This window comes from Aeromicrobium sp. 9AM (assembly GCF_902506105.1).
Classification (GTDB): Bacteria; Actinomycetota; Actinomycetes; order Propionibacteriales; family Nocardioidaceae; genus Aeromicrobium.
In genome coordinates, this window is sequence record NZ_LR733304.1 from 1,959,490 (window position 1) to 1,984,062 (window position 24,573).

At 67.3% G+C, this 24,573-nt stretch carries 28 protein-coding genes; 17 read left to right on the forward strand and 11 right to left on the reverse strand.

All coding sequences use genetic code 11. The features are described from left to right. The 12 genes from BOSE46_RS16030 (at position 1) to BOSE46_RS16085 (ending at position 8,286) form a co-directional block, all read left to right on the forward strand. Positions 1 to 1,659, forward strand: coding sequence for a hypothetical protein (locus BOSE46_RS16030; RefSeq protein WP_159541182.1), 1,659 nt, complete (start codon positions 1 to 3; stop codon positions 1,657 to 1,659). 3 nt (positions 1,660 to 1,662) lie between these two features. Next, positions 1,663 to 2,055 (forward strand): hypothetical protein, encoded by a 393-nt coding sequence (locus BOSE46_RS16035; protein WP_159541183.1) that lies wholly within the window; start codon positions 1,663 to 1,665, stop codon positions 2,053 to 2,055. After that, positions 2,052 to 2,426: a hypothetical protein gene (locus BOSE46_RS16040; RefSeq protein WP_159541184.1), complete on the forward strand. Its 375-nt coding sequence runs from the start codon at positions 2,052 to 2,054 to the stop codon at positions 2,424 to 2,426. Before BOSE46_RS16035 ends, BOSE46_RS16040 begins: the two co-directional genes overlap by 4 nt. Positions 2,427 to 2,434: 8 nt before the next feature. Then, entirely contained in the window at positions 2,435 to 2,851 is a 417-nt protein-coding gene (locus BOSE46_RS16045; RefSeq protein ID WP_159541185.1) for a hypothetical protein, read from the forward strand. Positions 2,852 to 2,854: 3 nt separating this feature from the next. After that, complete coding sequence (locus BOSE46_RS16050) at positions 2,855 to 3,235, forward strand: HK97 gp10 family phage protein (RefSeq protein WP_159541186.1); 381 nt, start codon at positions 2,855 to 2,857, stop codon at positions 3,233 to 3,235. A 10-nt stretch (positions 3,236 to 3,245) separates the two neighbouring features. Then, positions 3,246 to 3,614 carry a hypothetical protein gene (locus BOSE46_RS16055; protein ID WP_159541187.1) on the forward strand — a complete coding sequence of 123 codons (369 nt, stop codon included), beginning with the start codon at positions 3,246 to 3,248 and terminating at the stop codon, positions 3,612 to 3,614. Between the two features lie 109 nt (positions 3,615 to 3,723). Then, a complete protein-coding gene (locus BOSE46_RS16060; RefSeq protein WP_159541188.1) occupies positions 3,724 to 5,271 on the forward strand; it encodes a hypothetical protein in 1,548 nt (515 codons plus the stop codon). After that, positions 5,268 to 6,755 (forward strand): hypothetical protein, encoded by a 1,488-nt coding sequence (locus tag BOSE46_RS16065; RefSeq protein ID WP_159541189.1) that lies wholly within the window; start codon positions 5,268 to 5,270, stop codon positions 6,753 to 6,755. Before BOSE46_RS16060 ends, BOSE46_RS16065 begins: the two co-directional genes overlap by 4 nt. A 7-nt stretch (positions 6,756 to 6,762) precedes the next feature. After that, positions 6,763 to 7,125, forward strand: coding sequence for a hypothetical protein (locus tag BOSE46_RS16070; RefSeq protein ID WP_159541190.1), 363 nt, complete (start codon positions 6,763 to 6,765; stop codon positions 7,123 to 7,125). Between the two features lie 11 nt (positions 7,126 to 7,136). Further along, positions 7,137 to 7,775 carry an SH3 domain-containing protein gene (locus tag BOSE46_RS16075; RefSeq protein WP_159541191.1) on the forward strand — a complete coding sequence of 213 codons (639 nt, stop codon included), beginning with the start codon at positions 7,137 to 7,139 and terminating at the stop codon, positions 7,773 to 7,775. Positions 7,776 to 7,780: 5 nt separating this feature from the next. After that, positions 7,781 to 8,086 (forward strand): hypothetical protein, encoded by a 306-nt coding sequence (locus BOSE46_RS16080; RefSeq protein WP_159541192.1) that lies wholly within the window; start codon positions 7,781 to 7,783, stop codon positions 8,084 to 8,086. Continuing rightward, on the forward strand, positions 8,083 to 8,286 hold the full coding sequence (locus tag BOSE46_RS16085) for a hypothetical protein (protein WP_159541193.1): 204 nt from the start codon (positions 8,083 to 8,085) through the stop codon (positions 8,284 to 8,286). The genes BOSE46_RS16080 and BOSE46_RS16085 overlap by 4 nt, the downstream gene beginning before the upstream one ends. Before the next feature lie 409 nt (positions 8,287 to 8,695). Here BOSE46_RS16085 and BOSE46_RS16090 read toward each other — a convergent pair whose 3' ends face one another. After that, positions 8,696 to 9,505 carry a tyrosine-type recombinase/integrase gene (locus BOSE46_RS16090; RefSeq protein ID WP_159541194.1) on the reverse strand — a complete coding sequence of 270 codons (810 nt, stop codon included), beginning with the start codon at positions 9,503 to 9,505 and terminating at the stop codon, positions 8,696 to 8,698. 51 nt (positions 9,506 to 9,556) lie between these two features. Further along, positions 9,557 to 9,709 carry a hypothetical protein gene (locus BOSE46_RS16095; protein WP_159541195.1) on the reverse strand — a complete coding sequence of 51 codons (153 nt, stop codon included), beginning with the start codon at positions 9,707 to 9,709 and terminating at the stop codon, positions 9,557 to 9,559. Between the two features lie 271 nt (positions 9,710 to 9,980). On the opposite strand from BOSE46_RS16095, the gene BOSE46_RS16100 reads away from it, so the two are divergent. The 3 genes from BOSE46_RS16100 to BOSE46_RS16110 all read left to right on the forward strand — a co-directional run bounded on the left by BOSE46_RS16100 (position 9,981) and on the right by BOSE46_RS16110 (position 11,652). Next, the gene (locus BOSE46_RS16100; protein WP_159541196.1) at positions 9,981 to 10,319 is read left to right on the forward strand and encodes a TraR/DksA C4-type zinc finger protein; all 339 of its coding nucleotides are present in this window, start codon (positions 9,981 to 9,983) and stop codon (positions 10,317 to 10,319) included. 53 nt (positions 10,320 to 10,372) lie between these two features. Then, complete coding sequence (locus tag BOSE46_RS16105) at positions 10,373 to 10,648, forward strand: zf-TFIIB domain-containing protein (RefSeq protein WP_159541197.1); 276 nt, start codon at positions 10,373 to 10,375, stop codon at positions 10,646 to 10,648. A gap of 155 nt (positions 10,649 to 10,803) precedes the next feature. Next, positions 10,804 to 11,652, forward strand: a complete 849-nt coding sequence (locus BOSE46_RS16110; RefSeq protein WP_159541198.1) for an NAD-dependent epimerase/dehydratase family protein — start codon at positions 10,804 to 10,806, stop codon at positions 11,650 to 11,652. On the opposite strand, the gene BOSE46_RS16115 is transcribed toward BOSE46_RS16110, so the two are convergent. Beyond that, positions 11,649 to 12,470 carry a class I SAM-dependent methyltransferase gene (locus BOSE46_RS16115; RefSeq protein ID WP_159541199.1) on the reverse strand — a complete coding sequence of 274 codons (822 nt, stop codon included), beginning with the start codon at positions 12,468 to 12,470 and terminating at the stop codon, positions 11,649 to 11,651. The two genes, BOSE46_RS16110 and BOSE46_RS16115, sit on opposite strands and share 4 nt — an antisense overlap. A gap of 81 nt (positions 12,471 to 12,551) precedes the next feature. Beyond that, positions 12,552 to 13,133, reverse strand: coding sequence for a hypothetical protein (locus BOSE46_RS16120; RefSeq protein ID WP_159541200.1), 582 nt, complete (start codon positions 13,131 to 13,133; stop codon positions 12,552 to 12,554). Positions 13,134 to 13,169: 36 nt separating this feature from the next. Between BOSE46_RS16120 and BOSE46_RS16125 the strand changes: the two genes are divergently transcribed. Next, positions 13,170 to 13,466 (forward strand): DUF503 domain-containing protein, encoded by a 297-nt coding sequence (locus BOSE46_RS16125; protein WP_159541201.1) that lies wholly within the window; start codon positions 13,170 to 13,172, stop codon positions 13,464 to 13,466. Positions 13,467 to 13,473: 7 nt separating this feature from the next. Next, positions 13,474 to 14,088 (forward strand): FMN-binding negative transcriptional regulator, encoded by a 615-nt coding sequence (locus BOSE46_RS16130; RefSeq protein ID WP_159541202.1) that lies wholly within the window; start codon positions 13,474 to 13,476, stop codon positions 14,086 to 14,088. A 62-nt stretch (positions 14,089 to 14,150) separates the two neighbouring features. Here BOSE46_RS16130 and BOSE46_RS16135 read toward each other — a convergent pair whose 3' ends face one another. The 7 genes from BOSE46_RS16135 to kdpC form a co-directional block, all read right to left on the reverse strand. Then, a complete protein-coding gene (locus BOSE46_RS16135) occupies positions 14,151 to 15,596 on the reverse strand; it encodes a hypothetical protein (protein ID WP_201299652.1) in 1,446 nt (481 codons plus the stop codon). 289 nt (positions 15,597 to 15,885) lie between these two features. Continuing rightward, entirely contained in the window at positions 15,886 to 17,514 is a 1,629-nt protein-coding gene (locus BOSE46_RS16140) for a hypothetical protein (protein ID WP_159541203.1), read from the reverse strand. Positions 17,515 to 17,824: 310 nt separating this feature from the next. After that, positions 17,825 to 19,693 (reverse strand): hypothetical protein, encoded by a 1,869-nt coding sequence (locus BOSE46_RS16145; protein ID WP_159541204.1) that lies wholly within the window; start codon positions 19,691 to 19,693, stop codon positions 17,825 to 17,827. 245 nt (positions 19,694 to 19,938) lie between these two features. Next, on the reverse strand, positions 19,939 to 20,685 hold the full coding sequence (locus BOSE46_RS16150; RefSeq protein ID WP_159541205.1) for a DUF4118 domain-containing protein: 747 nt from the start codon (positions 20,683 to 20,685) through the stop codon (positions 19,939 to 19,941). 96 nt (positions 20,686 to 20,781) lie between these two features. Continuing rightward, positions 20,782 to 21,456, reverse strand: a complete 675-nt coding sequence (locus BOSE46_RS16155) for a response regulator transcription factor (protein WP_159541206.1) — start codon at positions 21,454 to 21,456, stop codon at positions 20,782 to 20,784. Beyond that, the gene (locus BOSE46_RS16160) at positions 21,453 to 23,966 is read right to left on the reverse strand and encodes a sensor histidine kinase KdpD (RefSeq protein WP_236551776.1); all 2,514 of its coding nucleotides are present in this window, start codon (positions 23,964 to 23,966) and stop codon (positions 21,453 to 21,455) included. The genes BOSE46_RS16155 and BOSE46_RS16160 overlap by 4 nt, the downstream gene beginning before the upstream one ends. A gap of 27 nt (positions 23,967 to 23,993) precedes the next feature. After that, positions 23,994 to 24,572, reverse strand: a complete 579-nt coding sequence (gene kdpC, locus BOSE46_RS16165; protein ID WP_159541207.1) for a potassium-transporting ATPase subunit KdpC — start codon at positions 24,570 to 24,572, stop codon at positions 23,994 to 23,996. Position 24,573 lies beyond the last annotated feature (1 nt).

The window sequence follows — 24,573 nt, forward strand, 5'->3', positions numbered from 1 at the left end:
ATGAAGCGTTCGAACATCACCGCGAGCGACGCCGCCAAGACCGTCTCCCTGGTCGCCGGCACCATCACCGCGTCGTCGACCAGCCGAACCCTGAGCGGGAAGCTCGTCATCTACGGCGTGGTCGGCCGCACGAACGCCGGCCTACTGAAGGTCGCACCAGGTGCGCTCAAGTTCCCCGACGACCTCAACGACGTGATCCTCACGAAGGAGCACGACCGCGACGACTCGCGCGGACACCTCGTTTCGCTCGAGCACGTCGACGACGGTATCCGCGCAACGTTCAAGGTCGCCGACGGTCCCGAGGGCGACGCCGCTCTGCGAGAGGCCAAGGACAAGAGCCGTCGTGGCCTCTCGTTCGACGTCGTCGATGCGACGGTCAACGGCGACACGATCGTCGACGCGCGCGTCATCGCCGGCGGCCAGGTCGGTATCCCCGCTTACGACGGCCTCTACATCGACCAGGTTGCCGCCTCACTACAGACCCCCGCACCACCAACCACAGGAGATCGAATGACCAAGGCACAGCGCGCGCGGCTGAAGGAGCTCAGCGCCAAGAAGGATCTGACCGCCGACGAGCAGGCCGAGAAGGCGAAGCTCACCGACCTCGCTGTGGCGGACGCCACGAGCGACGACCAGCCCGACGACGACAAGAAGGACGAGCCGGCCGACGACAAGAAGGACGAGCCGGCCGACGACAAGACCGACGTCAAGGCGTCGCTCTCCGGCGGCGTGCCGCCCGGCGTCCCGACCGGCAAGAAGAAGGACGCCAAGTCCGACGGCAACGCGTTCGATCGCTTCATCAGCGACGTCACGGCGGCGTACCGCGAGGGCAAGCCGCAGCTCGCGATCACGGCGGCCCTCGCCGACGTGACCTACGCGCAGCACGGCGGCATCATCCAGCAGCCGGCCTGGTCCGGCGAGCTGTGGTCCGGCGTCGACGAGGAGCCCGAGTTCACCAACCTCCTCAACGCCGGCACCATGACGCAGCTGGCCGGCGAAGGTTGGCGCTTCGTGACCAAGCCGGTCATCCAGGACTACGCCGGCAACAAGGTCGCGATCCCCACGACCACGATCAGCACCGAGCGTTCCCCGTGGGTCGGCTCGCGTATGGCCGTCGGAAACGACTTCGACCGGGCGTTCTACGACTTCCCGAACGAGGACCTGATCCGCTCCTACGCCGAGTTCGTCCGCAAGTCGTGGGTGATGAAGCTCGACGCCAAGGTGCGCGACTACATCCTCGCCCACGCGATCCCGGCCGCCGGCGTTCCCGCGCAGCCGACGCTCCTCAAGGCGGCCGCGAAGATCGTCCGCACGCTGAAACGCCGCAACGTCGGCAAGGCGACGTACATCATCGCCAACGACGACGACTACGACACGCTCATGGACATCAGCGTCAACGACGTCCCGGCGTTCCTCGAGCTCTTCGGCATCGACCCGAAGAACTTCATCGCCTCGCCCGACGTTCCCCAGGGCACAGTCCTGGGCGGCGTCAAGCAGGCCGCGACGGTCCGCACGCTGCCCGGCTCGCCGATCCGCGTCGACGCGCAGCACATCGCCAACGGCGGCATCGACACCGCGTTCTTCGGCTACTGGGCGATCGAGGAGCACAACGACAACGGCATCGCGACCGTCGAGTACGAAGCGCCGGCCGAGGTCTAAGTCGTGCCTCTCAGCATCGTCGCCCTGGTGGCGGGACTCCCTGCGGGTCCCGCCACCGAGGCGACCGTGCGGCACCAGCTGAGCCTCTCCGATGCCGACGACCTGGACGACGATGCACTCGAGCTCGCGATCAACGCAGTCAACGACACCGTCATCGACTTTCCGTTCGTGAAGGAGTTCATCGCCAGCGTTGACGCCGAGGCCCCGGACAACACCTGGCGGTTCCGCATCGTCCAGGGAGCGACCCTGCTGGCCGCTCGCGTCTTTTCCCGCCGGAACTCCCCTGAGGGCGTGGCAGCGTTCTCAGCCGACGGCGCGATCTACGTCCAGCGCAACGATCCCGACGTCGCCCAGCTCCTCAAGCTCGGAGCTCACGCGACGCCAGGTGTGGCATGACCGACCTGCTCGCCGGTGTCGACGAGATCGTCGCCAACCTCAAGCCGCTCACGTTCGACTACCTCGATCGTGTCGACGTTCCCCTCAAGGACCGCGTCATCACCAGGCTCGAGGACATCAAGCCGCCGTGCATCTGGGTGGCGGTCGAGTCGATCGACCACCTGAGCAGTGCCGGCGAGCTGCTGGCGCGCATCTTCCTGATCGCGACCGCCATCGACGAGTACCGCGCGATCAGCGCGCTCTCGCCGCTGCTCGAGGTAGTCCTGTCCGTCGTGTCACCCACCGAGGCGACGACCGTCGTCGAGGTCAACCCCACGTTCCAGACCAAGGGTCTCCCCGCCCTGCGCGTCACCACCAGCCTCGTCATCTAGGAGAAGTCATGGCAATCAAGTCGTACATCGTCGGCCCCGGGTCGCTGATCTTCGGTGCCCCCGGCAGCCCCGAGGAGATGGCCGCGCAGATCACCAGCTGCACGGCCACGCCGTCCGCCGACGTCGGCGACCCCGTCGACGTCCTGTCCGGTGAGCAGCTGCCCGGCGAGCGCACCACGACGTGGGTGCTCGAGGGCAACTTCCTGCAGGACATCAGCGAGACGGGCATCACGACATACACCCTCGACAACGACGGCGTCACGGTCCCGTTCGTGTTCATCCCGAACGACGTCGAGGCCCGGTCACTGTCCGGCAACGTCATCATCGCCGCGACCGCGATCGGCGGCGACGTCAAGGCCCGAGCGAACGCCGACTTCGAGTTCAGTTGCGTCGGCACGCCGGCGCTCGGCGACGTCGCACCCTGACCGATGACCACATCGGCGATCTACCGCGTTGAGGGCGGCACGCAACTGCGTGCCGGCCTCAAGCGCGTCGAGGGCGGCCTGGAAGACCTCAAGGCCACACACCTCAAGATCGCCGGCGTGATCGCCGGCAGGGCACGCACGAAGGCCCCGCAGGGACCGACCGGCCGCACAGCCGCGAGCGTCCGCCCAGGAGCCACCCAGCGCGCCTCCATCGTGCGTGCCGGCCGTGCGTCCCTGCCGTACGTGCCGCGTGACCACTACGGCGACCCGCCCGGCGGATCCATCGCCCCCAATCCCTGGCTGATCGATGCAGCCCAGGAGACCGAGCCGCAATGGTTCGCGATCTACGAACACGACATCGAAGTCCTGATCGACCGATTCTGAAGGAGCCACCATGACCACCAACCCCGCCGTCGAGAACGGTGCACCCGTCCCGAAGCTCACCCGCATGGAGCTGGTCTACCAGCTCGAGGGCCAGGACCCGGCAACAGCCGTGATTCACAACCGCAGCCTGATCGCCTGGGACGAGACCCGCGGCGTCCGCAAGTGGGGCACGTCTCAGGAGTCGCCGTTCCTGTTCCAGACGTTCATCCTCTGGCACCACCTGCACCGCACCGGCCAGTACCCGAGCGACTTCAACACGTTCCGCGACGTCTGCATCGGCTGCGAGGCCGTCGACGACGAAGACGGCGAGCCGCTGGAGGTCCCCGTGGACCCTACCCAGCCGACAGTCACGCCCGACTTGTCATCGCCCTTGGAATAGCCGCCGGCCCTCTATCCGGCCGGGGAATCCCCTGGTCGCAAGAGGACGACGAAGCGATCGCAACAGCCCTCGAAATCCTCGAGGACATGGCCCCTAAGGAGTGAGCAACATGGGACGACCGAAGATCCTCGAGATCAAGGCCGTTACCGACTCACGCCAGGGCGTGCGCGGACTCAAGCAGCTCGAGACGTCCGCCGATCGCACACAGCGACGAGTCAGCAAGGCCGGCCGCATCGGCGCGGCCGCCTTGCTGGCTCTCGGCGCAGCCGGCATCCACGCCGCCAAGGCGGCCGCCGCCGACGAGGCGAGCCAGACCACCCTCGCCAGCGCCATGCGCAAGAACGCCGGCGCGACCGACAAGTCGATCGCGTCGACCGAGAAGTGGATCGACCGCACAGCTCGAGCCAAGGGCGTAGCCGACGACCAGCTGCGACCAGCCCTGGCAACGCTCGTGAGAGCGACAGGCTCGGCCTCCAAGGCCCAGAAGAGCCTCAGCCTGGCCATGGACATTAGCGCGGCCACAGGCAAGCCTCTGGCCACCGTCTCGGCCGCCCTGGCGAAGGGCTACTCAGGCAACACCGTCGCCCTTGGTCGGCTCGTCCCTGGCATCGACAAGGCCACGATCAAGTCGGGCAACATGGCCAAGATCACCGGCGTGCTCGCCAAGAAGGTCGGCGGCGACGCAGCTCGAGCAGCTGCAACGAACGAGGGCAAGCTGCGGCGAATGTCCGTCGCCACCGGCGAGCTCGAGGAGCAACTGGGCGCGGTCCTGCTGCCGGCACTCGGGACGCTCGTCGACGTCCTGGGCACGACCGCCACATTCCTGCAGAACAACTCCAAGGCCGTCCTGATCGTCGCCGCCGTGCTCGGCGGCCTCGCGGTCACCGTCGTCACGATCAACGCCGCCTACCGTGCCTACCAGGCGACGCTCCTGGCGGTCGAGACCATCAAGAAGCTCTCCGTCATCACCACGGCCGCGCAGACCGCCGCACAGTACGCATTGGGCACAGCCTGGCTCGCCGGCCGCCTCGCCGCGATCGGCTTCGCATTCGGCATCCGCCTGATCAACGCCGCGATGAAGGCCAACCCCCTCGGCCTCCTGATCACCGGGATCACACTCGTCATCGGCTTGCTCGTGCTGGCCTACAAGCGCTCGTCGACGTTCCGCTCGATCGTCCAGGCCGCCGGCCGTGGAGCATCAGCAGCGATGGGCTGGATCATCGACAAAACCAAGTCAGTCGTCCAGTGGCTCGGCAAGCTCGGCCCCGCCGCGAGCAAGGGCAAGGACATCGCCGTGAAGGCGTTCAAGCTCTACACGCTCCCGATCCGGACCGTCATCGACCTGATCAAGAAGCTGATCGGCTGGCTCGGCAGGATCAAGTTCCCCAAGGTCCCGAAGGCGTTCAAGAAGCTCGGCGGCCTGTTCGGCGGCGGCGGCGCTCCCAAGACACCCCCAGACGCGCCTGGTGGCTCCGCGTCCGCCTGGGGTCGTGGCGGCCCCGGCGGGGGTGGGTTCTCCATCCCCGTCGGCGGCGGCCGGGGTGGCTACGGCAACACATACATCGTCGTCAACGGTGCCCTCGACCCCGTCGCAGTCGGCGACCAGATCGACACGATCCTCACCCGCCGCGCTCGCAGAAGAGGCCTCAAGCCATGACCCTCACCCGACCCGCGTACAAAGTCATCGTCGAGAACGTCACCGCCGGCTGGACGTACGAGTGCACCCAGGACGACGACTCCACACTCGTAGACGACGTGCAGCTGGCCGATGGTTTCACCATGTCGTGGGCATTTGCCAACGGCGAGACTCCCGGCCAGCTCGAGCCAGACCAGGTCACGTTTCGGCTAGTCGGCACGTCGGCGGCCGTCCTGCCTTCGATGGACATCGGCGACGAGATCGTCGCGCAGCTGCTGCGTCCCACCGCCGGCGACCCCATCACCTACATGAAGTTCCTTGGCCGGATGACCGAGCCGGCGATCGAGCCCATCGGGAAGGATCGGATTCTGGCGACAGTCACGGCGAACGGACATCTCGCCGTGCTGGCCGGCAACACGATCAGTGATCGCAAGTGGCCCGAGGCCGTGACGTTCGACCAGCAGCTCGCCCGATACGAACGCATCGCCCAGCTGGCGAAGATCAATCTGTCGTGGCCAGTGCAGGACCAGGGCCCGCTCGGCGCGCTCGAGGTCGACAGCCGTTCCGCACTCGACACGCTCGTCGAGCTCGCCAACGGTCAAGCCTTCCCCGGATTTCTCACGGTGCTGCGGGTCGTCAAGGGCGAGACCGCCCCGGCTCAGTGGAACTACGATCCGAACAGCGACATCCTTTACGCCTACGACACGATGGACAACGACCAGTCCTCGATCGACGCCGGCGACGCCCCGTACAAGCTGGTCAAGGTCGGCCTGGTCGCGGAGCTCGCCCGCCAGGCCCTCGACGTCGACGACGTCCGACAGATCTCGGCGTCGGTGATGGACCTCGATCCCGGTTGGCGCAAGGACCGCGCCGACGCTGTCAACCAGATCGTGTTCCAGGGCATCTCCCCGCTCTCAGACACAGACTCCAACGCGGCCGTGATCGCGCAGCACGACGACCTGGTCGCCAAGTACGGCCCCAACCCCCGCAACCTGGACTCTCAGCAGCGCGACCCGGCCGCGTACGACATCGCGACGATCGATGGCGACTTCACCTACGCCGAGGTCTATCTGCCGTCCTACGACGACGCCCTGCCCGACTGGTCCGTCGACAAGGTCACGATCCGAACCGAGCTCATGACTGACGCCGAGCTCGATCGGTACGCGCCGATCTTCTACCCAACTCCGTCACTCGACTTCGACCCCGCCGAACTCACACAGCCGGCCCGGCTGATCATCGCGGACGTCGTCGACAGGCTCGCCGTCAACGGCGCCGCGATCACCGGTTTTCTGATCGGCTGTTCGTTCCAGATCACCGGCGGTGAGCTCACGATCGTCCCGCAGCTGCGCAACGAGGCCGTCGCCCCGTCAACTATCAACGGCGCGATCACGCCGGCCACCCTCGCAGCCAGCCCGACGCTCGCTGCGACGACTGTCGCGAACGTCGCAGCCCTGCACATCGACCCCACTATTCGCGTGCGCGACATCGCGCTCGCCAGCCTCTAGGAGACTCATGGGCACCACGGCGCACGGCTACCGATACATGGACTCGACGGAATTCCTCGCCACCGTCCACACCAAGATCAAGAACCTTGCCGACGACGTCGAATCGAAAGTTAAGACGATTCAGTCCGGCTCCGTGACGGTCAACATCGCGATCGGTAGTGCGAGCGGCACAGCCACCGTCACCTTTCCGACCCCCTTTACGGTCGCGGTCCCGAAGATCGCACTGTCGGGCGGCGTCACTGGCAACCCGTACGTCGTCACCCGCAACGGCACGTCTCTCACCCAAGTGACAGTCGTGGTCAACCGCCCATCAGGTGCGTCCACCGCGGCCGCCGCGAGCCTGGTCGTCGACTGGATCGCACACGGATAAGGAGCACGATCATGGCAAAGACTCTCTATGCGCCCGGCACGTCCGGCATCGGCACACGAGCTCGAGCGTTCAGCTGGCTCGGCAAGAGGTTCTCCCCCGGCTGGTGCCTGTACTGGTGCCTGGTCTACGTGTTCAAGGTCCCCGGCCTGGGCGACTACGACCACGACGGCTCAGCCGACGCCGAGGACTACTGGAAGGCCGCCAAGAAGCGCGGCAAGGTTGTCGAGACCTCCGACCCCAAGAAGATCCCCGCCGGCGTCCTGATCATGTGGACCGGCGGCAGCAGCGACCACGGACACGCAGCCTTCTCCCTGGGCGACGGCGAGATGATGTCGACCGACCTTCCGACTCGAGGCGAAGTCGGCCGCGTGCCCATCAGTGAGGCGCATGACCGGTGGGGTCTCAAGCTCGTCGGGTACGTGCTCGTCGACGGCAACGGGTTCACCCTTGTCCGCGAGGATCGCACCAAGTACGAGACGACCACTGAGGTCAACGTGCGCAACACCCCGTCGACCAGGTCGAAGATCCTGCGCGTGCTCGAGGAGGGCCACCGCTTCGAGGGCAAGGACGTCGTCAACGGCGGCGGCCGCGAGTGGGTGCAGACCGCCGGCGACAACTACGTCGCGCTCGAGTTCGTCAAGAAGGTCTAGGCACCTTGTCCGACACAGTCCTGGTCGCCCTGATCGGCGCTGTCGCGCTGATCGCGTCGACCATCCTGTCGACCATCCTGTCGACCATCCTGACCCGGCCCTCTAAGGCGCGCCAGGAGGCCACCCAGCAGGCCGCCGAGAAGGCCGTGCAGCAAACCAAGCCGATCAGCAACGGGTTCGCCAAGGAGGTCCGCACGTTCATCAAGGACATGCGCGAATTCCGGGAGCACTCGACCAGGCACGGCGAGTTCCAGGACCAGCTGCTCGTCGCGATCGACCAGCGCGTCACCAACCTCGAGGAGAAACCATGAAGCTCGCACCCATCAGCAAGGCCATCGCCGGCGCAACCGCCGGCGGCGTCTGCGCGACCGTCGTCGCCCTCGGCACAGCAATGGCCGACGGCGACCTCACCGGCAAGGAATCTGTCGTCGCCATCGGCGCCGGCCTGGTCCTCGCCGGCGGTGCGGTCGGCGGCATCGTCTACCGTTCGCCGGCCAACCGACCGTCGTAACGGGCGGCTTTGATCCGCCGGCACTCCGCGCAGTACAGCCGCCGGCCGCGATCGCGCCGACCATGCTTGACCCGTGGGTGACCCGCAGGGCACACCGCGTCTACCCGCGCCCAGTCCCGCAGCTCCTCGGCGCTGACGTTCCGCGCTGCCGAGTTGAGCCGGCCATGAGCCGGGTTCACGCACCAGACGTGCTCGCAAGTCCGCTCGAGCGGAGCCGACTTCGGGATCGGCCCAACGGCCCAGGTGTAGAGCAGTCGCTGAACGAGCCACTTCGTGCCCTCAAACTTGACCAGCGCGCGGCCGCTGTCGGCCATCGCGGTCGGCCATCGCCAGCACTCCTCCGACTTGTCGACCCTCGCCTCGATCGCCTCTCGAGTATGGTCCGGCCAGTCGCGCCAGTCGCTGTAGCTCACGCCGCTGCCGCCGCCATCATTGCGGCCCTGATCTGCCCCCGGCCGACCTCCGTGTAGATCTGCACAGTGTCGAGTTTCGCGTGGCCCAGGAACTCCTGGACGGCACGGATGTCGCCCGTCGCGTTCAGGGAGTCCGTGCCGGCGCGGTGCCTCAGCGAGTGCGTCGTCGACGTCCCCTCGAGTAGCCGGCTGATCAGCTTGCCCAGGTGCGCCGGCGTGATGTGCGACGGCAGCGCCGGCGACGGGAACAGCCAACCGGGCGGCCCGTTGAGGATCTCGGCCGCCAGATCGTCCGGCAGCGGCACCAGGCGCACGTGCCCGCCCTTGCCCTGGACGCGCAGCGCGTAGCCGACCAGGTCCGGCTCGACGTCCTCTCGCCGCGCTCGAGCGATCTCGCCACGCCGCAGGCCGCACTCCTTGCCCAGCCGCAATGCCTTGCGCACTCGGTCGTCAGCGGCCCGCAGCGCGGCCGCGTAGACGTCGACGGGCACGGGGCGGGGAATCGCTCGAGGGACGCGGATCGAGGGGAGCAGGTGCGCCGGCGACGACGTCACGAGCCCGGTCGCCATCGCCCAGCCCCAGAACACCCGCAGCGACGCGCGATAGGAACGCTTGGTCGCCGGCTTCCAGTCAGGGTTACCGATCCACGTCTCGAGGTCCTCGAGCGTGACGTCGACGAGCTCGAGCTGCAGCTCCCGTGCGCACCGCCGAACGTGGTACGTCCTCAGGCTGATCGTCGTGTCTGGCAGGCCGGCCGCCCGTAGATGTCGCTCCCAATCCCCGATCCCCCACGCTGTCCCCGTCATACCTGTGAGGCTAGTGTGACCAGAGTGACGTGCAACACCCTGTCACGCGACCTAGTCAAGATCGGCCAACGCGCGAAGCAGCGTCACATGCAGCTCGCCGTGTCGGCGGATCAAGGCGTCGCGCTCCTCGCGGGGTGCGTCGCCGAGATTGCGACGAGTATCTAGGTACTCCTCGAGCAGGGCAGAGGCTTCATCGATAGTCATGCTGCGATCTCCTCCTCGGAGTACTCAATTGGATCGGGCGCTATGCTGAGAGCGCTTAAACAGCGGGTTCGGGGTTCGAGTCCCTGATGCCGCACTGTGAAGGCCCCGTTCCTCGCCGAACGGGGCCTTCACTTTTGGCTGAACCGAGCGAGCTCTGCGAGCGAGCGTGAAGCCAGGTTGAGCGATCGCGGCGAAGCCGCCCGATGACGAAACCTCGTGAGATGACGTCGCAACGCGAGCACTCGTGAGCCGACGACGCGACGGAGGACACATGGACCACACCCGCGCACAGACGCTCCTGCACCAGGAAGAACACGCCGCACGGCAGATGCTGGCCACGCTCAGCCGTGACTTCACCGGCATCGTCGATGCGTCCGCCGACTCCAACGCAGACGACGAGCACGATCCTGAAGGCTCCACGATCGCGTTCGAGCGCTCGCAGGTCGGCGCACTGATCGAGCAGGCCGAGCGGCGCCTGGCCGAGATCGATGCCGCACGTGCTCGCCTCGACGCGGGCACGTACGGCCGGTGCGAGGTGTGTGGGGAGCCGATTCCCGACGGTCGCCTGGAGGCGCGGCCGGTCGCGCGTACGTGCGTCGCGCACGCCTGAACGGGAACTCTCGGCACGCCCCACGAGTTGGGCGGGGCAAGGAGGAATCATCCATGAAGTGTCCGACCGACAACGCCACCCTCGTCATGAGTGAACGTGCCGGCATCGAGATCGACTACTGCCCCGAGTGCCGTGGGGTGTGGCTCGACCGAGGAGAGCTCGACAAGATCCTCGACCGTGCTGCAGCCGATGCGCCCGCTCCCGCCCCGGCCCAGCCGCAACAGCAGTACGTCGAACCGCAGTACAACCAACCGCGATACGACAACCGGCAGCAACAGCCGTACCGCAAGAAGAAGAAGGAGCACTGGCTCAGCGAGATCTTTGACTGAGGCAAGTGAGCGCAGCGAACGGCCCGAAGTCAGGTTGAGCCGAAGCACGCCGGAGGCGTCAGCTTGTCGAAACCTCGTGAGCCGACGTCGCAACGCAACCACACGTGTGAACCTCGTCACGAAATAGCCCCTCCGGTCCCCCGGTTGAGTCAGACATGAAGATCTTGCTCACCGGGGGAACCGGTTTCATCGGCTCGGCCGTCCTCGACCAGCTCGTCGCGGCGGGTCATCAGGTGACGGCTGTCGTCCGCAACCAGAAGTCCTCGCTCCAGGTGCAGGACGCGGGCGCCACCGGCATCATCGGCGACCTGTTCAACGCAGAGTGGCTGGCCGCAGAGCTGCGCGGGCACGACGGGGCGATCCACACGGCCGCCGGCGGGGACGAGCGCGACGCCGAGCTCAACGATGCGGTCATCGACGCCGCGATCAGCGCGTTCGCCGGCACGCCCAAGCCACTCGTCCACACGGGTGGCATCTGGGTCTACGGCAACAACGCCTCGATCACCGAGTCGAGCCCGCTCGACGCCCCGGCCCTCACCGCGTGGCGTCCGGCCGGCGAGCGGCGTCTGCTGGAGTCCGGGATCAAGGCTTCCGTCGTGCAGCCGGGCATCGTGTACGGCTACGGCAAGGGCATCCCGGCGATGCTCTCCGCCGAGTCGGGCACCGTGGCCCTCATCGGCACCGGTGAGCAGCACTGGACGACCGTGCACGTCGACGATCTCGCCGACCTGTACGTTCGCGCGCTCGAGCAGGCGCCCGGCGGGCGCACGTATGTCGGCGTCAGCGGGCAGAACCCGACCGTGCGAGAGCTCGGTGAGGCACTCGGCGGCGACGTCGCCCCCGAGAACCCGGCAACGACCGTCGAGCGGCTCGGCGCGTTCGGCGAGGCCCTCCTCCTCGACCAGCAGGCCAGCGGCAGCCGCGCCAAGAGCGAGCTCGGCTGGCAGCCGACCCGGCCCAGCCTGGTCGACGAGCTGCGCGCGGACGACGCGGAAGCGGCCTAGCTCCTGGTGGCGGTGAGCAGCAGGTACTCCCAGCTCATCGCCCCACCGTCGAAGTGCCCGGCGGCGAGCTCGGCGAGCTCGTTGTCCAGGCCGGCCACCTTGTCGGGCTCCTCGGCGATGTTCTTGTAGACGGCGATCGTCGGGCCGTACGTCCGCTTGAAGAAGTCGCGCATCTCCTCCGGAGAGTCGAACCGGTCGACCGTGAGCATCTCCTTGCGCGCCTCGACCCCCGTGACTCGATCGCCGAGCAGCGAGCGTACGTGCTCCTCATCGCCCCACAACGGTGGCGGCTGGGCACCGGGCGGAGGCGGCGGGGCATACGGCTTCATCGTCGCGAACATCTGGCCGATGAAGCCCTCGGGCGTCCAGCTCAGCAGACCGATGGTGCCACCCGCCCGGCACACGCGTACGAGCTCGTCGGCGGCCGCCTGGTGGTGCGGGGCGAACATGACGCCCACGCACGACATGACGACGTCGAACTCCGCGTCGCCGTAGGGCAGCGCCTCGGCGTCGGCCTCCTGCCACTCGAGCGTCGCCCCCTGGTCCTCGGCATGTCGGCGACCCACCTCGAGCAACGCCGGCGCGAGGTCCGACGCCACCACGTCCGCGCCGGTGAGCGCGGCCGGGATCGCGGCGTTGCCGGAGCCCGCCCCCACGTCCAGGACCCGCTGACCGGCCTTGATATTGCAGGCCTCGACCAGCCGCGGGCCCGTCGCCGGAATCACCTCCGAGGCCACGGCGGGGTAGTCACCCGACGACCACAGCGCCTTGTGCTTGGCCTTCAGTGCGCGATCTGCTTCGGCGTCCTCACTGCTCATCTCAATCTCCTCCTCGTGACGTATCCCTCAGGATGGCCCTGCCTTCGCGAGAAGTCACCGACTGCGGAGAATTGCCGAGTCCTAGGAGCGGTCGATGGAGAGCACCGGGAACCGCGCCGACAACAGGTCGACCAGAGGGCCGAGCAGGAAGATCACCAGGAGCGTCCCCGGCCCGACGGCAGCGCCGCACAGCCAGCCGAGGAGGGCACCACCGCCCTGCACGACGCTGTAGCTCCACTTGAACGGCACCGGGGGGTCGAACGCCAGGGCGGCGGCCTCGGTCGGTCCGGCGCCGGCATCGACGGCGAGATAGCCCGCGACGCCGACCGCGAGGACCGGGAACGACAGGACGAGCAGGAAGATCCGCACCCCCATCTCGTCGGGCTCCGCGAAGGCGTCCAGCAACCCGGAGACCACGAAGCCCACCACGAGGGGCTGGGTGATAGTGCCGAGTCCCGGCCTGAGCCCGCGAGCCCACGCCATCGCGACCAGAAGGATCCCGATGACCAGGTTGACGATCCAGAACGGCACGTCGAGGGCGATCGAGAGGCCGTTGATCATCGTCGAGTAGCCGTCGGACCCCAGCGAGGCGATGAGCAGCATTGCGACCCCGACGCCGAGGATCACGCAGGATCCGACGAGACGTACGAGCTGTGACACCACGGCAACGATCCTCGCAGGCCCTGTCATGATCGTGTCATGTGGATCGGATGGATCGAGTTCGACATCATGCTGGGCGACGTCCACTCCCTCAAGACCAAGCGGTCGATCGTACGGCCGCTCGTCGCGGATGTCCGGCGTACGTTCAGCGTCTCGGCCGCCGAGACCGGGAGCCTCGATCTCCACCGCCGCGCAGGTGTGGGGGTGAGCCTCGTCGCGGCCGACAGCAAGCACATCATCGACGTGCTCGACTCGGTCGAGAACTTCGTCGCGGGGCGGCCCGAGATCGATCTCCTGTCGGCCCGCCGCGGCATCAGCAACAGTGACGACGCCTAGGAGCGGCATGTACATCCCACACTTCAACGCCATGGACGACCCCGACGAGGTCCGCCGGTTCGTCGAGTCGGTGGGCAGCGCCGAGATCGTGACGGTCGGCGCTGACGGCACCCCGGTCGCGACCCTGCTGCCCATCCTGTGGAGCGCCGACGGCGCCACGGTCATCGCCCACATGGCCCGCGCCAACCCGCACTGGCGGGAGATCGCCGACGGCTCGCCCTGCCTCGCGATCGTCGCCGGTGCGCAGGCCTACATCTCGCCGGCCTGGTATGCCGCAAAGGCAGAGCACGGCCGGGTGGTGCCGACCTGGAACTACTCGGCCGTCCACCTCACGGGCACGGTGCGGGTGCACGACGATCCCGACTGGACGCGGGAAGCCGTGACGGCCTTGACCGACCGTCACGAGCAACCACGCGAGGAGCCGTGGGCCGTGACCGACGCACCGTCGACGTACATCGACAAGAACCTCAAGGCGATCGTCGGCCTGGAGCTGACGGTCGCGCGGGTCGAGGCCAAGGCCAAGCTCAGCCAGAACCGCTCGGCTGCCGACCAAGCCGGGGTCGTGGCCGGTCTGCGCGCCGAGGGCGGGTCTCCTGCCGTTGCCGACGCGATGGATCTCTGACGCAGCGGACGCAGGAAGGGGAGCCGCCCGAGGCGACTCCCCTTCCCGTGCTCAGCTGTTGATCAGCGATGTCCTCCCCTGAAGAGGGAACCGATCGCTGCGGCGACAGCCTTGAAAAATCCGATGTGCTTGGCCGCGGCGTGTGCCCGCAGGACGCGGGCTGACATCGTCGACGACACCTGCGAGACCGGCTCGCGGCGCATCATCATCATGACTCCCGCTGCCGTCATCGGACCCACGAGCAGCAGAACACCGAGCGGCAAGCCGCCTGTGTCCGGCAGCAGCTGGTCCTCCGCGGCAGCCACGCCTGCGGGGTCCTTCGGATCCTCGCTCTCCTCGGCACCTCCGACACAGGAGTCCGGGTCTCCGGCGTCGCCGGTGAAGACCGTCAGCGCACCCTCTGCGAAGACGTAGCCGTCACCAGCCAGGGTTGCCGTGATCTCCCACGGGCCCTTGACGCCGTCACCCTTGGTGAACGTGTAGACGACGCCTTCGATCGGCACCGCGGTCGGTGCCTCACCCTCGTCGCAGGTCGACGTCCCCTCCACCGCCGGTGTCACCTCGATCGGGCAGGCCTCGCCGACCTTGACCACGCTGTAGTAGTCGTGCGGATGCAGTCGTGCGTCGTCCGCCGGGCTGTTCAGCGTCAGGAGGTTCTTGAAGTACTCCCAGTCGTCCTTGCCCTTGATCCAGTACGAGTCGTGCTGGTACTCGACGATCTCACCGCACTTCGGCATGGCGTCGCAGTCATCGCCCCACACCCGGGTCTGCGGGAACTCGTACGTCCCTTCGACTCCATCGGACTCGGACATCTTCCAGCATGCCGTGACCTCCTTGGGCTTGTGGCACTTGGGACCCACCTTGACCACGCTGTAGTAGTCGTGCGGCTCCAGCTGCGCATCGCCGGCCGGGCTGTAGAGCTTCGACAGACCGGCGAGGTAGTCCTCGTCGTCCTTGTCCCTGATCCAGTACGTGTCGTGCTGGTACTCGGCGGTCTCGCCGCACTTCGGCGTCTTGTCGCACCATCCGCCCGAGACCTTGTACTGCGGGAACTCGTAGGTGTCCTCGACTCCGTCGGAGGCCTTCATCTTCCAGCAGACCTTCACCTCGTACGGATACGTTCCGGGGCACTCGGTGTCCGTGGTCGTGTTGACGCTCGGTTGGTCGCCGGAGCACCCGTCAGGTGGTTCGTGACCTTTAGTACCTGATTGGGACTCGGTCGTCTCCTGGTCAGCTTTCTCCTCGGCTGCGGCCTTGGCCGCAGCTTCCTCAGCTGCCTTCGCGGCAGCCTCCTCAGCCGCCTTCGCGGCAGCCTCCTCAGCGGCCTTTGCAGCGGCCTCGTCGGCCGCCGCCTTCTCGTCGGCCGCCGCCTTCTCGTCAGCCGCAGCCTTCTCGTCGGCCGCAGAGCCGGTCGCCACCTGGTCCGTCGAGCCGGCGGTGTCGTCCGCAACAGCGATCGAAGGCGCGGCGAAGCAGACACTTCCGGCGAGCAGTGCCAGAACAATCACTAGTCGTCTCATGATGAGCAAAACTCCATCCGTAGTCCCCTGGCGGAAGGGTTCGTTGCGCCTCGCGAGGGACTCCTCGCAGGCGGAGCGGCTACGACTGTGTGCTCGGGAGAGCGAGCCGCGGCCTGACCTCAGAGAACCGTGGTCCAGCGAGACGGTGTGACGAATGGACAATTATTTCGGGCGGAATCTCCGTTAATTCCACCTAATTCATCACGATGAACTACGCCCTGAGACGCAAGAAGGGGAGCCGCCCGAGGCGACTCCCCTTCTCGTGCTCAGCTGTCGATCAGCGACGTCCTCCTCGGAAGAAGGCGCCGATGGCTGCGACGACGTTGCCAACGGCCTTCATGAAGCCGATGTGCTCCGTCGTGGCGTGCGCCCGCTTGATGCCGAGCGGCTTGGGAGCCGGCGGCAGGATCAGCGAGTAGGACGGCATCCCACCACCGGTCGACGTACGGCTGACTGGCTCCCGACGCATCAAGATGATGAGTCCGGCTGCTGTCATGGGGCCTGCGATGAGCAGGATCCACAGCGGCAGGCCACCCGTGTCGGGCAGGAGCGCGTCCTCGTCCTCGGGCTTGATGCACGAGTCTGGATCGCCGGCGTCACCGGTGAAGACCGTCTGCGCATCGTCGGCGAAGACGTAGTCGTCATCGACCAGGCTCGCGGTGATCTCCCACGTGCCTTCCTCGCCGTCCCCCTCGGTGAACGTGTAGACGACACCGTCGACCGCCACCGTGCTCGGCACATCACCGTCGTCGCAGTTCGACGTCAGGTCGACTGCCGGGGTGACCTCGATCGGCGGCACTCCAGCCCCGCACCCGGCCCGATAGATGGCCTGGCCCTCAGGAGTCCAGTTCTGGCCCGGATAGTCCGTGCCGTCGAACGAGTAGGGCGGGATGATGTCGCCCCACTTGATGTGCTGGGCCTTGAGCGTCGGATTCCACACCGGCCCGTTGTGCTTCTTGTCGTGCCCGTTGTAGACGCCTGCGGCATCCGGGCTGATCACGACGTACGGGTTGGTGTTGCTGTTCGTCCGGTGACAGATCGTGACGTGGTCGTCATCGGTGATGACGCATTGCGGGTTGTCGGCGGACAGTTGCGGGAGCACCGTGATGGTCTCCTCGTACAGCGGGTTGGTCAGGACGTAGCCGACCACAGCCGAAGCCGTGACCGTGTAGTCACCCGGGCCCGTCCCTGCGGGAGTGGACTCGTAGATGACCCCCGTGGTCTGCGGGAGGACCAACATGCCGGGCGTGTTGCACGACGGCGGGATCGCCGAGGGCGGGACAGCCGTGGCATCGATGAGCGGGATGGGCACCTCGTTGGGCAGGTTGCACCCGTTGTTGTAGATGGCCTGGCCGGCATCGGTCCAGTTCATGCCCGGGAAGTTGACGTCTCCGAAGACGAACGGCGGAATGATGTCGCCCCAGCCGTCGGCCGGGAAGATTCCTCCGGTGTGACCGGTGTGACCGTGGAGATCTCCACTGGCGTTCGGGGCGTTCTCGACATAGGGGTTGGTCTGGGACGAGGTGGAGTGGCAGATCTTGATCTTGACGGGTGCAGCTGCGACGACCTCTTCGTCGGCCGGCGCTGCGGCTTCGGGTTCGTCGGCAGGCTCTTCGGCCTTGTTGACGTCCTCGGCCGGCGGCGGGTTCTCCTCGTTCACCACAGGTGGCGGGTCGCCGCCATCAGACGGGGGCGGAGTCCCGGTCTCCGGCGCGGGTGGCGCCGGGGCCGGAGCCGGCTCGGGAGCTGGAGCCGGCGCGGGCTCAGGCGCTGCTTCCGCCGGAGCCGCGGTGACGGTTTCGGTGGCGGCCGTCTCGGCTGGCGGGTCACCCTCAGCGGCGACCGCGGGCTGCGCGAGGAACACGCTGGCCGCGATCATCGCGAGTACGAGCAAGATTTTCTTCATGACAGATAACTCCATCCGTATCGCCCCTGCACGGGAACGGTGCGAGTCGTAGTCAAGGGGGATTCCTCGGCTGCGTGTTGGTGGCGGCAAAGTGGGAGTGCGCCGCGTACCTGTGCTGTCTAGAGAACCGCTTTTGTGTGGCACGCGTCACGCTGTACGTCGAGAATCTGCCGCAATTCTGGCGATTTGATCAGTCCGGGCCCCCTGCGGTAGTCACGATGGGCTACGAAATCCACAGGGCGACTTCTCGCCGGGAACGCAAAGAGGGGAGCCGCCGAAGCGACTCCCCTGCCTTGCGATCAGTGTGTGATCAGCGACGTCCTCCGCGGAGGAACGAGCCGATCGCGGCGACGACGTTGCCAACGGCCTTCATGAAGCCGATGTGCTCCGTCGTGGCGTGCGCCCGCTTGATGCCGAGCGGCTTGGGAGCCGGCGGCAGGATCAGCGAGTAGGACGGCATCCCACCACCGGTCGACGTACGGCTGACCGGCTCCCGACGCATCAAGATGATGAGTCCGGCTGCTGTCATGGGGCCTGCGATGAGCAGGATCCACAGCGGCAGGCCACCCGTGTCAGGCAGGAGGTCGTCCTCCTTGGCCGGGTCCTCACCGCCTTCCTCGGGTGACACGCAGTCCGCGGTCGGCAGCTTCTCGTCGACCGTGACGTTGAAGACCGTCTGACCGGTGAGCACGAACTCCTCGTCCACGACGCTTGCGGTCACCGTGTACTTGCCCGGTCCGTCGTACACCGGCTCGACCGTGTAGACCACGTTGGGCGTCTCCGCCAGGACGAGCGAACCGTCCTCCTCACAGGTGGCAGGATCCGCGATCGGAGCCTCCGCTGTGAGCTCGGTCGGAATGATCCCGGCTCCGTCACATGCGCCGTCGTTGTAGAACGCGATGCCTTCCGGAGTCCAGTTCTGGCCGGGATAGTCCATGTCGTTGTAGTGGTAGGGCGGGATGATGTCGCCCCACTCGACGTGGTTGGCCTTCAGCGTCGGGTTCCAGATCGGACCCTCGTGCTCCGTGTCGTGACCGTTCGCTACGCCGGCCGTGGCGGGGCCGATCGCGTTGTACGGGTTGACGTTGCTGTTCGTCCGGTGACAGATCGTCAGGTCGACACTGTCGCACTGCGAGCCGGTCAGCTTCTGCGGGATGTTCAGGAACTTGAGGAACGGGAAGTTCGTCATGTAGTAGCCAGGCTTCGGCAGCGCCGTGACGATCCGCAGGGTGCCGATCGGGATCACGATGTAGAACACCTTGTCGGTGTTGTCGAGAACCAGCCCACCATTGGCGGAGCACGTCGCAGGTGAGACGCTCGCGCCTGCTGCTGTCGGAGAGAGCCCGGCGATCACGCACTGCGGTCCGGTCAGCTTCGGCAGGACCGTGATGTGCTCCTCGTAGAGCGGGTTGGTCAGCACGTAGTTGACTGCGGCTGACGCGGTCACCGTGTAGTCGCCCGGTCCGGTGCCAGCCGGAGTGGCCTCGTAGATGACGCCTGTGGTGGTCGGCAGCACGAGGGTCCCGTCGACGGCACAGTTCGGCGGGGTTGCCGTCGGCGGCACGGCCGTCGCGTTGATCAGCGGGACCGGCACCTCGTTGGGCAGGTTGCAGTTGTTGTTGTAGATGGCCTGGCCCGCGTCGGTCCAGTTCATGCCGGGGAAGTTGACGTTCCCGAAGGTGAACGGCGGGATGATGTCGCCCCAGCCGTCGGCGGGGAAGATTCCTCCGGTGTGACCGGTGTGTCCGTGGAGATCTCCACTGGCGTTCGGGGAGTTCTCGACGTAGGGGTTGGTCTCGGACGAGGTGGAGTGGCAGATCTTGATCTTGACCGGTGCCGCTTCCACCGCAGGCGGGGAGTTGCCGGCGTTCTCGTCGCCGGGCTCCTCAGCCTTGTTCTCGTCACCGGCAGGGGCCGGCTCGTCCTTGGTGTCTGGCGCGTCAGAGGAGTTGTCCTCGCTGGCCGGCGGAGTCGTGGTGTCCTGGGGCGCGTCCGGAGCAGCCTGAGGAGGATCTTCGGGCAGCGCCTCGGGCGTCGCCTCTTCCTCCTGCGCAGTGTCGTTGCCGGTGTCGCCGTCCGTGGTCGCTGCTGCGGCCACCGGGTCGTCGTCTGCGACGGCCGGCTGCGCGAGGAACACGCTGGCCGCAATCATCGCTAGTACGAGCAGAATCTTTTTCATCTGGAAAACTCCATCCGTATCGCCCCTGCACGGAACGGTTCGAGTCGTAGACAGGGGAAAGTTCCCCTGCTGCGGTTCGGCCGGGCAAATGGGAGTGCGCCTCGACCTGTGATTACTCAGACAACTGCATCAGTTGGGGTACGTCACGCTCAAATGGGACATAGAGCCTGAAATTCGAGGGTTTGGGCGCGATTCCATCACGAATGACTAGGGTGGCTAGTCACGATGAGCCAGCCTGTTAAGGACTAGACGTTAGTGATGGTTGCGCCGACCTGGTCAGCCAGCAGGACGGCCACCTGACGCCGCTCGAGCGTCGGTCGTACGATCTGGGTCGCGGCGACGATCAGGAACACACCCGCCACGCGCCCGCTGCGCCGCGCAGGCAGCACGACCTCGCCGAGCGTCGGGAGACCGTCACGGTCGACGTTGAGCATCCTCCCCCGCAGCCGCACCTCGCCGTCCGCCTCGATCACGGCGCCGTCAGCAGGGACCGCTCCGGCTTCGATGAACTGGCACGAGTCGACGTCGAGGAGCTCCGCGATGTGGGCAGCGACCTGATCGGCTAGGGCTCTGGGCGAGAACTGGCCCGAGATGATCTGGGACGTGGCCATGAGCCCGTTGAGGTGGCCTGCCCGGCGACTGGCCTCGGCCTGCTGGCGACCGCCCCAGATCGCGAGCTCTGTCACGGCGACTCCCACCAGCACCAACAAGAGGGTGACCTCGAGATCGTCCGAGTCCTCGATCGTGAACCGATGGAACGGCTCGGTGAGGAAGAAGTCGAACCACAACCCCCCGGAGACCGCCGCCACGATCCCGGCGACCCGGTCGCCCGTCGTGGCAGCGCCCACGACGATGGCGACCAGCACGAGTGCTGCCGTAGCCGCCGTGACGTCACCCCTCAGGTGCGCCGCCACGGCGCACCACACGAGAGGCAGACCTGCCGCGAGCGCGAGCACGAACGATCGATGCTGCCGGAACCATCGGGTGCCCATGAGTCCATGGTTGCGCGCCACAACCGGGTTTGATCGACCACGCCGAAACCTTGACGCGATCTTGACGCCGGCGCTGTCGAACGCTGACCCGCGCGGTCAGACGACGAGCCGGTAGCCGATGCCGGGATCGGTGATGAACATCGACGGCTTCGAGGGGTCGCGCTCGAGCTTGCGCCGGATCTGGGCGAGATAGACGCGCAGGTAGTTGGTCTCCCGGTCGTAGGCCGGTCCCCACACCTCGTGCAGCAGCTCCCCCTGGCGCACCAGACGGCCCTCGCGCCGCGCCAGCACCTCCACGATGTGCCACTCGGTGGGCGTCAGGCGTACGTTCTCGCCCGCCCGCGTCGCCTTGCGCTCGGTGACGTCCAGGCGTACGTCACCGGACTCGACGACCAGCGGAGCGCCGTCGCCGCCGCTGCGCCGGATGGCGGCGCGAACCCGGGCCAGCAGCTCCTCCATGTCGAACGGCTTCGTGACGTAGTCGTCGGCTCCCTCGTCGAGCGCCTCGACCTTGTCGTCCGACTCGTGCCGGGCCGAGAGGACGACGACCGGCACCTTTGTGTAGGCCCGCAACCGCTTGAGCACTGCGACGCCGTCGAGGTCCGGCAGCCCGAGGTCGAGGATCACGACGTCGGGCATGCGCTCGTCGACGATCTGCAGGGCCGAGCGTCCGTCACCGGCCGTCTCGACGTCATAACCCCTGGCGCGCAGGTTGATCGACAGCGTGCGGAGGATCGCCGGGTCGTCGTCGACGGCGAGCACGAACGTCATGTCTGCCCTCCATCGAGCACCGTTCCGGTCAGCGGCAGGTCCAGGACGAACGTGAGTCCGCCGCCGGGCGTGTCTTCGACGGTCAACGTACCGCCCATGGCCTCGGTCAGGCCGCGTGCGACGGCGAGCCCCAGTCCGATGCCCTCGCCGCGCGGAACGTCGCCGAGTCGCTGGAACGGTTCGAAGAGTCGCTCGCGCTGGTCGAGCGGCACGCCGGGACCGGTGTCGATGACCCGGATCAGTGCCCGCGTGCCCGCAGCGGAGGCGTCGACGCGTACGCGCGAATCCGCGCTCGCGTACGCCAGGGCGTTGCCCGCGAGGTTGGCGACGACCCGCTCCAGCAGGCCCGCATCGGCGACGACGAGGGCAGCGTCGTCCGCGACATCGGTGTCGACCCGTTCCCTGCCCACCAACGAGGACAGCGCGGTCTGGATCGTGGCCTCCAGCTCGACCTCGTCGACGTGGGCGTTGATCGCACCCATCTGCAGCCGGCTCATGTCGAGCAGGTTGGCGACCAGGTCGTCCAGCCGGTCCGCGCCCTCCTCGACAGTCGCGAGCAGCGTCTCCTCATCCTCGGGCGACCACGCGATCTGGTCGTTGCGGAGGCTGCTGACGGCGGCCTTGACGGCGGCGAGCGGCGATCGGAGGTCGTGGGAGACAGCCGCGAGGAGCGCTGTGCGGGTGCGGTCGGTCTCCTCCAGGACCCGGCGCTCGCTGCTGGCCTTCATCGCGCGTCGGCGCTCGCCCAGGACCGACGCGTGCGCCGCGTACGCCTTGAGGAGTCGCTGGTCGGCCGCAGCCAGGGACCGGCCGATCAGCGCGAGGTGGGACTCGTCGTCGACCTTGACGCTGACGTCGGCGGCATCCAGGTTGGGGATCGGCGCACCGTAGCCGATCGTGATCTCGCCGTCCGTCCCGATGATCGCCGCACCCCGCATGCCGAACAGCTCGCATGCGCTGGCGAGCAACGTTCGCATGTCGCCCGCGTGCAGCAGGCTGTGGGACAGCACCGTGAGCGCGTCCGCCTCGGCGCTCGCCTTCTCGGCCTGCACGGTTCGGCGGGCCGCGAGATCCACGACCGACGACACCGCGATCGCAACGATGACGAACAGCACGAGCGCGAAGGCGTTCTCCCCGCTCGCCACCGTGAGCCGGTGGAACGGCGGCGTGAAGAAGAAGTTGAGTGCGAAGCCGCTGACGAAGGCGCTGACGATCGCCGGACGGAGGCCACCGGTGATCGCGGTCGCCACGACGAGCGCCATGTAGAGCATCGACTCGGTCGGCAGGCCGTGGAAGTCGGGGGTCGCCAGCAGCAGCGCCGACAGGACCAGCGGGCCGAGAGCTCCCATCGCATACCCGTATGCCAGTCGCCGCCGGCTCAGCTCCGGCGTCCCCCGGATGTTGCGATGCTTCCTGCGGGCCTGGTCGTGCGTCACGATGTGCACGTCGATGTCGCCGGACTCGGAGATCACGATCTCCCCGATGCCCGGGTTGGCGAGCGTCGAGATGCGGCCCCGTCGGCTGGCCCCGATCAGCACCTGCGTCGCGTTCTCCGCCTTGGCGAACTCGAGGATCGCGGTGGCCGGGTCATCGCCGACGACGGTGTGGAACGTCCCGCCCATGTCCTCGGTCATCACGTGCAGCTTGTGCAGCCGGGCCGGGTCCATCTGGACGAGGCCGTCGCCGCGCGTCACGTAGAGCGCCAGCCACTCCCCTCCTCCGATGCGCGATGCGATGCGTGCCGCCCGGCGCAGCAGCACCTCCGACTCCGGGCCACCGGTCACCGCCACGACGATCCGCTCGCGAGCCGCCCAGGTCGAGTCGATCCCGTGCTGGTCCCGGTAACGGTCGAGCCCTTCGTCGACCCGATCGGCGAGCCACAGCAGTGCGAGCTCGCGCAGGGCCGTCAGGTTGCCCTCGCGGAAGAACTGCGACAGGGCCGCGTCGACCTTGTCGGGCGCATAGATGTTGCCGTGCGCCATCCGGCGGCGCAGCGCCTGCGGGCTCATGTCGGTGAGCTCGATGGCGTCCGCCTGGCGTACGACCTTGTCCGGCACCGTCTCCTGCTGACGGATGCCGGTGATCGACTCGACGACGTCGTTGAGCGACTCGAGGTGCTGGATGTTGACCGTGGTGATGACGCAGATGCCGGCGTCGAGCAACGCCTCGACGTCCTGCCAGCGCTTCTCGTTCTGGGCACCCGGGATGTTGGTGTGGGCGAGCTCGTCGACCAGCACCACCTCGGGATGCCTCACGAGCACCGCGTCGAGATCCATCTCCTGGTGCACGGTGCCCTTGTGCTCGATGCTCCGGCGCGGGATCACCTCCAGCTCGCCGATCTGCTCCTCGGTGTGCACGCGGCCATGCGTCTCGACGTACCCGATGACCACATCGGTGCCTCTGGCTGCGCGACGCTGCCCCTCGTCGAGCATCGCGAACGTCTTGCCGACGCCGGGCGAGGCACCCAGGTACACCCGCAGGATGCCCCGCTGCCTCGCCTCGTTGCGCACGCTCTCAGTGTGCACCTTGGCCCGCCGTCACAGTCGTTCGAGCGTCAGGTTGAGCCTCAGGACATTGACTTTCGGCTCCCCCAGGAACCCCAGCTGGCGACCCGAGGTGTTGTCCCTGACGAGCGCCCTGACGGCCGACGCCGAGAGGTTGCGCTCCCTTGCCACCCGGTCCACCTGCAGGGCCGCGTATTCCGGTGAGATGTACGGGTCGAGCCCCGAGGCCGATGCCGTGACGGCGTCGGCGGGAATCTCCGACACGTCGACGCCCTCGGTCCTGGCGATCTCCTGCTGACGCTCCTTGATCGCCTTCAGCAGGTCCGGGTTGGACGGTCCGAGGTTGGACGGGGCCGAGGCCAGCCCGTCGTACTCCGCCGCGGAGGGTCGGCCGTGGAACCACTCGGGATCCTTGACCTTGAAGTTCTGGCCAATGATGGCCGAGCCGACGTCCTTGCCGTCCTGCGACACGATCTGCCCGTTCGCCTTGTCGTGGAACGCGACCTGCCCGACGCCCCACACCGCTGCGGGGTACGCGATCCCGAGCACCACGGTCATGACGAGCAGGATCTTGAGGCCGACGAAGGTCTGGCGGATGAAGTCTTTGTTCATG

Excerpts from the sequence above, each read along its gene's own strand:
- BOSE46_RS16105 (WP_159541197.1), top strand. The coding sequence starts at position 10,373 with ATGAAGTGTCCGACCGACAACGCCACCCTCGTCATGAGTGAACGTGCC.
- BOSE46_RS16060 (WP_159541188.1), top strand. The coding sequence starts at position 3,724 with ATGGGACGACCGAAGATCCTCGAGATCAAGGCCGTTACCGACTCACGC.
- BOSE46_RS16045 (WP_159541185.1), top strand. The coding sequence starts at position 2,435 with ATGGCAATCAAGTCGTACATCGTCGGCCCCGGGTCGCTGATCTTCGGT.
- BOSE46_RS16085 (WP_159541193.1), top strand. The coding sequence starts at position 8,083 with ATGAAGCTCGCACCCATCAGCAAGGCCATCGCCGGCGCAACCGCCGGC.
- BOSE46_RS16075 (WP_159541191.1), top strand. The coding sequence starts at position 7,137 with ATGGCAAAGACTCTCTATGCGCCCGGCACGTCCGGCATCGGCACACGA.
- BOSE46_RS16050 (WP_159541186.1), top strand. The coding sequence starts at position 2,855 with ATGACCACATCGGCGATCTACCGCGTTGAGGGCGGCACGCAACTGCGT.
- BOSE46_RS16065 (WP_159541189.1), top strand. The coding sequence starts at position 5,268 with ATGACCCTCACCCGACCCGCGTACAAAGTCATCGTCGAGAACGTCACC.
- BOSE46_RS16095 (WP_159541195.1), bottom strand. The coding sequence starts at position 9,709 with ATGACTATCGATGAAGCCTCTGCCCTGCTCGAGGAGTACCTAGATACT.
- BOSE46_RS16125 (WP_159541201.1), top strand. The coding sequence starts at position 13,170 with ATGTGGATCGGATGGATCGAGTTCGACATCATGCTGGGCGACGTCCAC.
- BOSE46_RS16130 (WP_159541202.1), top strand. The coding sequence starts at position 13,474 with ATGTACATCCCACACTTCAACGCCATGGACGACCCCGACGAGGTCCGC.
- BOSE46_RS16100 (WP_159541196.1), top strand. The coding sequence starts at position 9,981 with ATGGACCACACCCGCGCACAGACGCTCCTGCACCAGGAAGAACACGCC.
- BOSE46_RS16030 (WP_159541182.1), top strand. The coding sequence starts at position 1 with ATGAAGCGTTCGAACATCACCGCGAGCGACGCCGCCAAGACCGTCTCC.
- BOSE46_RS16140 (WP_159541203.1), bottom strand. The coding sequence starts at position 17,514 with ATGAAGAAAATCTTGCTCGTACTCGCGATGATCGCGGCCAGCGTGTTC.
- BOSE46_RS16150 (WP_159541205.1), bottom strand. The coding sequence starts at position 20,685 with ATGGGCACCCGATGGTTCCGGCAGCATCGATCGTTCGTGCTCGCGCTC.
- BOSE46_RS16110 (WP_159541198.1), top strand. The coding sequence starts at position 10,804 with ATGAAGATCTTGCTCACCGGGGGAACCGGTTTCATCGGCTCGGCCGTC.
- BOSE46_RS16070 (WP_159541190.1), top strand. The coding sequence starts at position 6,763 with ATGGGCACCACGGCGCACGGCTACCGATACATGGACTCGACGGAATTC.
- BOSE46_RS16040 (WP_159541184.1), top strand. The coding sequence starts at position 2,052 with ATGACCGACCTGCTCGCCGGTGTCGACGAGATCGTCGCCAACCTCAAG.
- BOSE46_RS16055 (WP_159541187.1), top strand. The coding sequence starts at position 3,246 with ATGACCACCAACCCCGCCGTCGAGAACGGTGCACCCGTCCCGAAGCTC.
- BOSE46_RS16155 (WP_159541206.1), bottom strand. The coding sequence starts at position 21,456 with ATGACGTTCGTGCTCGCCGTCGACGACGACCCGGCGATCCTCCGCACG.
- kdpC (WP_159541207.1), bottom strand. The coding sequence starts at position 24,572 with ATGAACAAAGACTTCATCCGCCAGACCTTCGTCGGCCTCAAGATCCTG.
- BOSE46_RS16145 (WP_159541204.1), bottom strand. The coding sequence starts at position 19,693 with ATGAAAAAGATTCTGCTCGTACTAGCGATGATTGCGGCCAGCGTGTTC.
- BOSE46_RS16090 (WP_159541194.1), bottom strand. The coding sequence starts at position 9,505 with ATGACGGGGACAGCGTGGGGGATCGGGGATTGGGAGCGACATCTACGG.
- BOSE46_RS16115 (WP_159541199.1), bottom strand. The coding sequence starts at position 12,470 with ATGAGCAGTGAGGACGCCGAAGCAGATCGCGCACTGAAGGCCAAGCAC.